Raw genomic sequence first — 8,107 nt, 5'->3', positions numbered from 1 at the left:
CTGCATTGGCGGCCGCGCCGGGGCGCGCGTGTCCCGGGAAACATCAGGCGCCCCCGAGCGCCTGATCACTGGCGTCGCGCTTACTTCTTGAAGACGGGCTTGCCAAGTGCGAGGTTGCTGGGCGCAATGGTGACGAGCTTGCCGTCTTGCCACTGCATGACGTAGAACGTGGAGGCGTTGTTCTGGCCGTCTTCGCCGAAGTCGAACGCCCAACCGTTAGCCGTTTGGCCGGCCGGCTTTTTGTAGGCCATGACGGCGGCGCGAATCTTGTCCTTGTCGGTGGACTTGGCGTTGCCGATGGCTTCAAAGAAAGCCTTGGCGCCCACGTAGTTCGTCAGGCTGTGGCCCGACTGCGGGTCGCTCTTGTAGGTGGCTTTGTAGGCTTGCAGGAACTTGTCCAGGCCCGGCGCGCCGGCCGGGTTGATGGACGACTGAGGAAAGTCCAGGTCGAACACGCCGTTCATGTCGGCGCCCACGGCCTTGGCCGTATCGGCCAGCGAATAGCCGCCGCCCGCGCCGATCACGACCTTGGGCTTGAAGCCCGCCGCGCGTGCCTGGCTGAAGTACAGGATGGCGTCGTTCTGGTAGGCCGTTTGCAGCACGACGTCGACCTTGGCGCCCTTCAGGCGCAGGATCAACGACGACAGGTCAACGGTCTTGGCGGAATACGGCAGCACTTCGGCCACGGTGTAGCCCAGTTCCTGCGCGCGCTTTTTCTCGGTGGCCGCCACGTCGGTGCCATAAGGCCCGTCTTCGTGGATGATGCCGATCTTGATGTCCTTGGGGTTCAGCCCCATGCCCGGGGCAATGGTGTCATGCAGCGCGTTGACGACCGACACGCCGTACAGCGCCGTATTCGGGTTGCTGCGGAACAGGTACTTGTAGCCGCGCGTGGTGATCTTGTGGGCGGTGGCGCCCAGTTCAAAGTACGGCACGCCGGCCAGTTCCGTCACGGGCGAGGCCGCGTACGAGATGCCCGATGCGTAGCTGCCGAACACGCCCACCACGTTGGCCGAAATCAGGCGCTTGGTTTCCGACACGGCCTGCGTCGGGTCCACGGCGTCCGCCTTGATGATTTCGATCTTCTCTCCGTTGACGCCGCCGGCGGCGTTGATCTCGTTGACGGCCAACTCCAGACCGCGATAGCTCTCTTGACCCAGGAGCGCAAGCGCACCGCTGAACGGGAAGAGGGCGCCCACTTTCATATCGGCCGCTGCGGTGCCGCTTGCCAGTGCGCCACACACGCCCAGCGCCAAAATAATTTTATTGAACTTGAACACTGTCTACGCTCCTTTGTCGGTATGGGATGCGGACTGTCTTGAGTGCTGTCCGTCTTTTTTAAATATATGATATATGCGCCGGTCAGGTACAAAAACCCCGCCTTGGATTCTAGTGGGGGCCGCAGCAAGCCGAATCGGGGAATTCCCTAAAGCCGCATGAATAAAGCCTCAGCGGCCGATGACGCAGGAAATTAACCGCAATATTCCGCCTGGCGAAAAGGGCCGGCCCCCTGGCGCGGGGTACCCCGGAAAGCGGGGAAATTTCCGCGCTTTGTCATATATCGTATATGATCAAACGCAAGCTTTCCCATAAAAACCAGGAGACAACAGCATGTTCGAGGAAGTCGATTTCGCTGGCAAAAAGGTGCTGATCACCGCGGGCGCGGATGGTCTGGGTTTGGAGATGGCCAAGGTTTTCCACCACGCCGGCGCCACGGTTTTCGTCTGCGACGTGAACGAAACCAGAGTGGCCGCCATCCCGTCCGAGCTGCCGGGCGTGCAGGCCATGGTGGCCGACGTGTCCGACGAAGATAGCGTGGGCGCGCTCTTTGCCGCCGTCAAGGAAAAATTGGGCGGGCTGGACATCCTGATCAACAACGCGGGCGTTGCCGGCCCCACGGGCTATGTCGAAACCTTGTCCAAGGCCGACTGGGACCGCACGCTGGCCGTGAACATCACCGGCCAGTTTCTTTGCGCGCGCCAGGCCATCCCCCATTTGAAGCAGTCCAAGGCGGGCGTGATGATCAACCTTTCGTCCGCTGCCGGTCACCTGGGCTTTGCCGGGCGCTCGGTGTATTCGGCGTCCAAGTGGGCCGTGATCGGGTTCACCAAGTCGCTGGCGATTGAGCTTGGCCCGCACGGCATCCGCGTCAACGCCATCCTGCCGGGCGCCGTGGAAGGCCCGCGCATCCGCGCCGTGATCGCCGCGAAGGCCGACACGCTGGGGCGGCCGGTTGAGGAAATTGCCGCGCAGTACGAAAACCAGGCGGTGCTGGGCCGCATGGTCACTGCGCGTGACATCGCCAACATGGTGTTGTTCAACGCCAGCGAGGCTGCCCGCAGCGTGACGGGCCAGGCCATCGTGGTGGACGGCTTCACGCAGAAGCTCTACTGATGGACGCCGATTCCGCGGCCCCTGTTGCCGCCATCATCGGCACCGGCCTGATCGGCCAGGGCTGGGCCATCGTATTTGCGCGCATGGGCTGGCAGGTGCGTCTTCATGACGTGAATGCCGCCATGCTGGCCGAGGCCCGCACGCTGATCCTGCAACAGTTGCAGGAGCTGCAAGCGCAAGGCTTGTTGACCGACGCCGACGCCATCATCCAGCGCGTGCACGTTGCCGACAGCCTGGCCGATGCGGTCAAGGGCGCGTGCTACATCCAGGAAAACTCGCCCGAGAAGGTCGACATCAAGCGGGCTCTGTTCACCGAGCTGGATGCGGCCGCCGAGCCCGACGCGGTGATCGGCAGTTCCACGTCCAGCATCCCGGCCAGCCAGTTCACCGAGCACTTGCCAGGGCGCCATCGCTGCCTGGTGGCGCACCCCGTCAACCCGCCGTATCTGATTCCGGTTGTGGAACTTTGCCCCGCGCCGTGGACCAGTCCGGATGCGCTGGAGGCGGCAAGCCGCATCATGACCGCCATCGGACAAAAGCCCGTGCGGCTGCGCCGGGAAATCGAAGGCTTTATCTTGAACCGGCTGCAAGGCGCCTTGCTGCACGAGGCCTTCCGTCTGGCGAAAGAGGGCATCGCCAGCGCCGAGGACATCGATACCACCGTCAAGGACGGCCTGGGCCTGCGCTGGTCGTTCATGGGGCCGTTTGAAACCATCGACCTGAATGCGCCCGGCGGCATTGCGGATTACTGTGCGCGCTATGGCGGGCTGTACCAGTCCATAGGCGCGGACCAAACCGAATGCGTGGCATGGGACACGCCGCTGGTGCAAGCGCTGGCCGACGAGCGCCGCCGCTTGCTGCCGGAACCAGACCTTGCCAAGCGCCGCTTCTGGCGCGACGAAAAACTGATGCGCTTGATGCGCCACAAACAACAGGACGGAGACAACAATGGCTAAGCCCAAACAGAAAGTCGTCATCACCTGCGCCGTGACGGGCGCCATCCACACGCCCAGCATGTCGCCGCACCTGCCGGTCACGGCGGATGAGATCGCCGAAGCCGCCATCGGCGCGGCCAAGGCCGGCGCAGCGGTGCTGCACCTGCATGCGCGCGACCCCGAAACGGGCAAGCCGTCGCAAGACCCGGCGCTGTTCAAGCCGTTCCTGGAACGCATCAAGAACGAGACCGACGCCATCATCAACATCACGACCGGCGGCAGCCCGCACATGACCGTCGAAGAACGCATGCGCCCGGCCACGACGTTCAAGCCGGAGCTGGCGTCGCTGAACATGGGGTCGATGAACTTCGGCCTGTTCCCGATGCTGGACCGCTTCAAGGACCTGAAGCACGATTGGGAACGCGAGCATCTTGAGAACAGCCGGTCGCTGATCTTTCGCAACACGTACCAGGACATTGAATCGATCCTGACGCTGGGCAACGCCAACGGCACGCGCTTTGAATTCGAGTGCTACGACATCAGCCACCTGTACAACCTGGCGCATTTCGTTGACCGGGGGCTGGTCAAATCGCCGCCTTTCATCCAGTCGGTGTTCGGCATTCTGGGGGGCATTGGCCCGCACCCGGAAGACCTGATGCACATGAAGCGCACCGCCGACCGCTTGTTCGGCAACGACTATGAATGGTCCATCCTGGGTGCCGGCCGCAATCAGATGCCGCTGGCCACCATCGGTGCGGCAATGGGATCGAACGTGCGGGTCGGGCTGGAAGATTCGTTGTGGATCGGGCCGGGCCAGCTAGCCGAATCGAACCGCTCACAGGTCGAGCGCATTCGCACCATTGTCGAAGCGCTGAACCTGGAAGTGGCCACGCCCGACGAAGCGCGCGCCAAGCTGGGGCTGAAGGGGCGGGACAACGTGGCGTTCTGATCGGCAAGCGCGGCGGGCCTGGCCGGCCGCGCTGCGTGAGGCGCGACTAGGCGTGGCGGCGCAGCGCGTCCGCCAGCGTGGCGACGTCCAGCGGATGATCGAAGTTGGCGGCGTGGCGGGCCTTCAGGCTCAGCTCGGCCGCCAGCGTCAGGTCTGCGTCGCTGGGCATGTCGGCCGCGCCCAGCTCGCGCAGCGTGGTGGGCAGGCCGACCTGCGCGTACCACTGCGTCAAGTCCGCCAGCATGCCGTCGTTGCGTTGTTCAAGGTCCAGCTGCACCAGCAGGCCGACCGCCACTTGCAGGCCATGCAGCGCGGTGGCCACGCCGCCGATCTTGGGCAGGCCGCGCGTCAACGCGTGGGCAATGGACAAGCCGCCGCTTTCAAAACCGAGACCGCTCATGAGGATCATCGCTTCCACCACGCGCTCGAATGCAGGCGTGGGCTGGCCGGTGCCGGCCGCGGCCACGGCGTCCACGCCGTCGGCCAGCAGCGTGCGCAGGCAGCCGTCGGCAATCAGTTGCGCCGTCAGCAGCGGCGCGCCGTCGTACATGTTCTTGCCGCCGTTGCGCTGGCATTGTTCGGCTTCGAATTTCTTGGACACGGCGTCGCCCAGACCGGCGCGGAAAAAATGCACGGGCGCGGTGGCAATGATGGCGGTGTCGACCAGCACGATGGTGGGGTTGAACAGCATGTGTTCAACGGCCAGGAGGTTGTGATGCGCGTCGTAGAGCACGTAGTTCTTGCTGGTGGGCGCATCGTTGGAAGCCACCGTCGGCACCGTGATCAGATGGCAGTGCGAAGACTTGGCCACCGCCTTGCCCGCATCCAGCGACTTGCCCCCGCCCACGGCGATCACCATGTCGATGCCTGCCTGCGCGGCTTGCGCGCGCAGGGCGTCGATCAGCTCGGGCGTCAGGTCGCCGTCGACGATCAGCGGTGTCACCGCAACGTCGTGCCCGGCGCACAGGCTTTCGATTCTTGGACCCAGTACGCCATGGACATAGCTGTCGATGACCAGTGCCGCGCGGCGTCCGAACAAGGTGGCGGTCTGGCCCAGGGTGTCCAATGCGCCCGCGCCTTGTATGTAGCGGCTGGGCGCGCCAAAAATCTTCAGCATGAAGTCTTCCTATTTGCGTGGCACGGGAGGGCGGTAGTCGAGCTCTTTTTCGCGTTCGACCAACCAATCGATCATGATCTTGCCGCCCCAGACCAGGTCGGCCTGGATGGCGCTGCGCGCGGCTTCGGAATCGCGCGCTTCAAGCGCTTCCAGCACGGCTTCGTGGCGGTGTTCGTTTTCGGAATAGTCCAGCCCGGCGGTCTTGACGTGGAACACCTTGAGGATCGGCCCGGTAATGACCCAGAACGATTCGACGGTGCTGCGCAAGATGGGCTTGTTGCTGGCTTCCAGGATGGCGAAGTGGAACTTGCGGTTCAGGTAGCTGGCGCGCTTCGGATCGGTCGACGTGCAGGAGATGAAATCCTTTTGCAGGGCGATCAGGTTGTCCAGCTGCTTGCGCGTGATGTTCTGCGCGGCCTCGGCCGCGCCCATGCCTTCCAGGTGGAAACGGATCTGCTGGATTTCCCGCAACTTTTCCGAATTCACATAAGGCACGTAGACGGCCGTGGCCGCCTGCATTTCCAAGCCCTGTTCGCTGATGAGCCGGAAGATAGCTTCGCGTACGGGCGTGATCGACACGCCCATCTCTTGAGCCAGTTCGCCGATGATCAGGCGTTCGCCGGGTTCGTACTGCCCGTTGATGAGGGCATTGCGGATTTCGTTGTAGACCCTGACGGACAGGTTCTCTTTCTTTACCGGTTTAAGGCTGGGCATGACGTTTCGGGCTTGCTGTATTAGGGGGAACGGGTGAATCCGGGATGAATTCTAGCCCGCCATAGCCAATCCGAGCACAATGGGTATATTATATATCATATATCCTAACGTAGAAAGGACGCGCCATGCGCCACCACCAGGAGGCCCCCACCGAGGGGGAAGTTGCGATGCTGCGGGAAAAGGCCCGCTACATCCGGCTGGAGACAATCAGGTTGATTGAAATTGCCAAGGTCGGGCATTACAGCTCGGTCTTTTCGTGCGCGGAGATCTTTGCGTCGCTGTACTACGACGTGATGCGGCTGCGTCCGGGCGAGCCGCATTGGCCCGATCGCGACCGCTTCCTGATGGGCAAGGGCCACGCCGCCGTCGGGCTGTTTCCGGTGCTGGCCGATCACGGCTTCATCGACCGCGCGTTGCTGGACGGCTATACGCGCCTGGGCAGCCCGCTGGGCGACCACCCCGACATGAGCAAAGTCCCCGGCGTCGATTTCAGTTCCGGCTCGATCGGGCACGCGCTGTCCAACGGCGTCGGCATGGCGATGGGTGGCCGCATGAGCCAACGCGACTTCAACGTCTTCGTGATGCTGGGCGATGGCGAAATGCAGGAAGGCCAGGTCTGGGAAGCCGCGCTGTTCGCCGCCCACCACCGGCTGTCGCGCCTGGTCGCCGTCATTGACCGCAACGGCTACCAGCTGGACGGCAAGGTGGACGACGTGATGGGCGTGGAATCGCTGCGGGAAAAGTGGCTGGCGTTTGGCTGGGAGGTGCACGAGGTTGACGGCCATAACCTGCGCGACCTGACCGCGCTGCTGCGCCGCCTGCGCGCGGACGACACGCGCGACAAGCCCGCCTGCGTGATCGCCAAGACGATCAAGGGCAAGGGCGTGTCCTACATGGAAACCGAGCCGGGCTGGCATCTGGGCTACCTGGCGCCGCAAGACGCGCAAAGCGCCGTCGACGAAATTCTTTCCCGCGAGATCTGAATGGCACAGGCACAAGTCCTATCCCCCGACTCCTGGCAGTACCGCGCGCTGAACGCGGTGAACCCCGGGCTGTCGTACCTATCCGATGCGCTGATTGAATTGGCTCAGGCCGGGCACCCGGTGGTCGCCGGCTCGGCCGACCTGCAATACTCCAACGGCCTGAACCGCTTCGCCACCGCCTACCCCGACCGCTACATCCAGTTCGGCATTTCAGAGCAGAACATGGTGTCGGCCGCCGCCGGCCTGGCCACCACCGGCATGATTCCGTTCGTGGCCACCTTTGCGTCCTTTCTTGGCTTGCTGTGCTGCGAACAAATCCGCATGGACGTTGCGTACACAAAGCTGCCCGTGCGCCTGATCGGCCATCACACCGGCATCAGCCTGGGGTTTTATGGCACGTCGCACCACGCCACCGAAGACATCTCGACGATGCGTGCCCTGGCCGGCCTGACGGTCGTGTCGCCCGCCGACGGCCCGCAGCTGGCCGCCGCTATCAAGGCATCGGTCAACTGGCCTGAGCCGATCTACTTTCGCATCGGGCGCGGCCGCGATCCGCAGGTTTATGAAGACGGCACGCCGTTTGAATTCGGCCGCGCCATCGTGCATTCCACCGGCTCTGACTTGAACATCATTGCCTGCGGCATCACGCTGCACGCCGCACTGGCCGCCGCCGAGCAATTGCGTGCGGATGGCTTGTCCGTTGGCGTGATCGACATGCCGACCGTCAAGCCGCTGGACCGCGACGCGGTGCTGGCCGCCGCCGGCCAGGCCCGCCGCATGATGACGGTGGAAGAGCACAATGTGCTGGGTGGCCTGGGGTCTGCCGTTGCCGAAGTGTTGGCCGACGCCGGCACCGGCACGCGCCTGCGCCGCCACGGCATCTACGACGAATACAGCCTGATCGCGCCGCCCACGACGCTCTACGCGCATTACCAGCTGGACGCGGCCGGTATCGGCGCCGTCGCCCGCGAAGTCATCGCATCCTGAATCTACCGCTTTTGAATCTGGAGAACCC

General features: G+C 63.8%; 8 protein-coding genes. 5 read left to right on the top strand and 3 right to left on the bottom strand.

Going from position 1 to position 8,107, the window contains the following annotated elements; translation table 11 throughout:
* Positions 1–80: 80 nt before the first annotated feature.
* Positions 81–1,280, bottom strand: coding sequence for an ABC transporter substrate-binding protein (locus tag AC6LJY_RS25710; protein ID WP_046806195.1), 1,200 nt, complete (start codon positions 1,278–1,280; stop codon positions 81–83).
* Positions 1,281–1,611: 331 nt separating this feature from the next.
* Here AC6LJY_RS25710 and AC6LJY_RS25705 point away from each other — a divergent pair, with 331 nt between their 5' ends.
* Genes AC6LJY_RS25705 through kce form a run of 3 tightly spaced genes read left to right on the top strand, consistent with a single transcriptional unit; the run spans position 1,612 to position 4,278 of the window.
* A complete protein-coding gene (locus AC6LJY_RS25705) occupies positions 1,612–2,394 on the top strand; it encodes an SDR family oxidoreductase (protein ID WP_104144512.1) in 783 nt (260 codons plus the stop codon).
* Positions 2,394–3,350: a 3-hydroxyacyl-CoA dehydrogenase gene (locus tag AC6LJY_RS25700; RefSeq protein WP_498137066.1), complete on the top strand. Its 957-nt coding sequence runs from the start codon at positions 2,394–2,396 to the stop codon at positions 3,348–3,350. The genes AC6LJY_RS25705 and AC6LJY_RS25700 overlap by 1 nt, the downstream gene beginning before the upstream one ends.
* Complete coding sequence (gene kce, locus AC6LJY_RS25695; protein ID WP_046806192.1) at positions 3,343–4,278, top strand: 3,5-dioxohexanoate:acetyl-CoA acetone transferase; 936 nt, start codon at positions 3,343–3,345, stop codon at positions 4,276–4,278. Before AC6LJY_RS25700 ends, kce begins: the two co-directional genes overlap by 8 nt.
* Before the next feature lie 46 nt (positions 4,279–4,324).
* Here the strand turns inward: kce and AC6LJY_RS25690 are convergent, their stop codons facing one another.
* The gene (locus AC6LJY_RS25690; protein WP_104144510.1) at positions 4,325–5,395 is read right to left on the bottom strand and encodes a glycerol dehydrogenase; all 1,071 of its coding nucleotides are present in this window, start codon (positions 5,393–5,395) and stop codon (positions 4,325–4,327) included.
* A gap of 9 nt (positions 5,396–5,404) precedes the next feature.
* Positions 5,405–6,109: a GntR family transcriptional regulator gene (locus tag AC6LJY_RS25685; protein ID WP_046806190.1), complete on the bottom strand. Its 705-nt coding sequence runs from the start codon at positions 6,107–6,109 to the stop codon at positions 5,405–5,407.
* 125 nt (positions 6,110–6,234) lie between these two features.
* Here AC6LJY_RS25685 and AC6LJY_RS25680 point away from each other — a divergent pair, with 125 nt between their 5' ends.
* Both AC6LJY_RS25680 and AC6LJY_RS25675 read left to right on the top strand, forming a co-directional pair.
* Positions 6,235–7,092 (top strand): transketolase, encoded by an 858-nt coding sequence (locus AC6LJY_RS25680; RefSeq protein ID WP_498137065.1) that lies wholly within the window; start codon positions 6,235–6,237, stop codon positions 7,090–7,092.
* Complete coding sequence (locus AC6LJY_RS25675) at positions 7,093–8,079, top strand: transketolase family protein (RefSeq protein WP_498137064.1); 987 nt, start codon at positions 7,093–7,095, stop codon at positions 8,077–8,079.
* The last annotated feature ends 28 nt before the right edge of the window (positions 8,080–8,107 follow it).

The sequence above is a fragment of the Achromobacter sp. RT286_PF genome (assembly GCF_059760425.1).
Note: the sequence above shows the minus strand (reverse complement) of the source record. Positions and strands in the feature narration are given on the sequence as shown.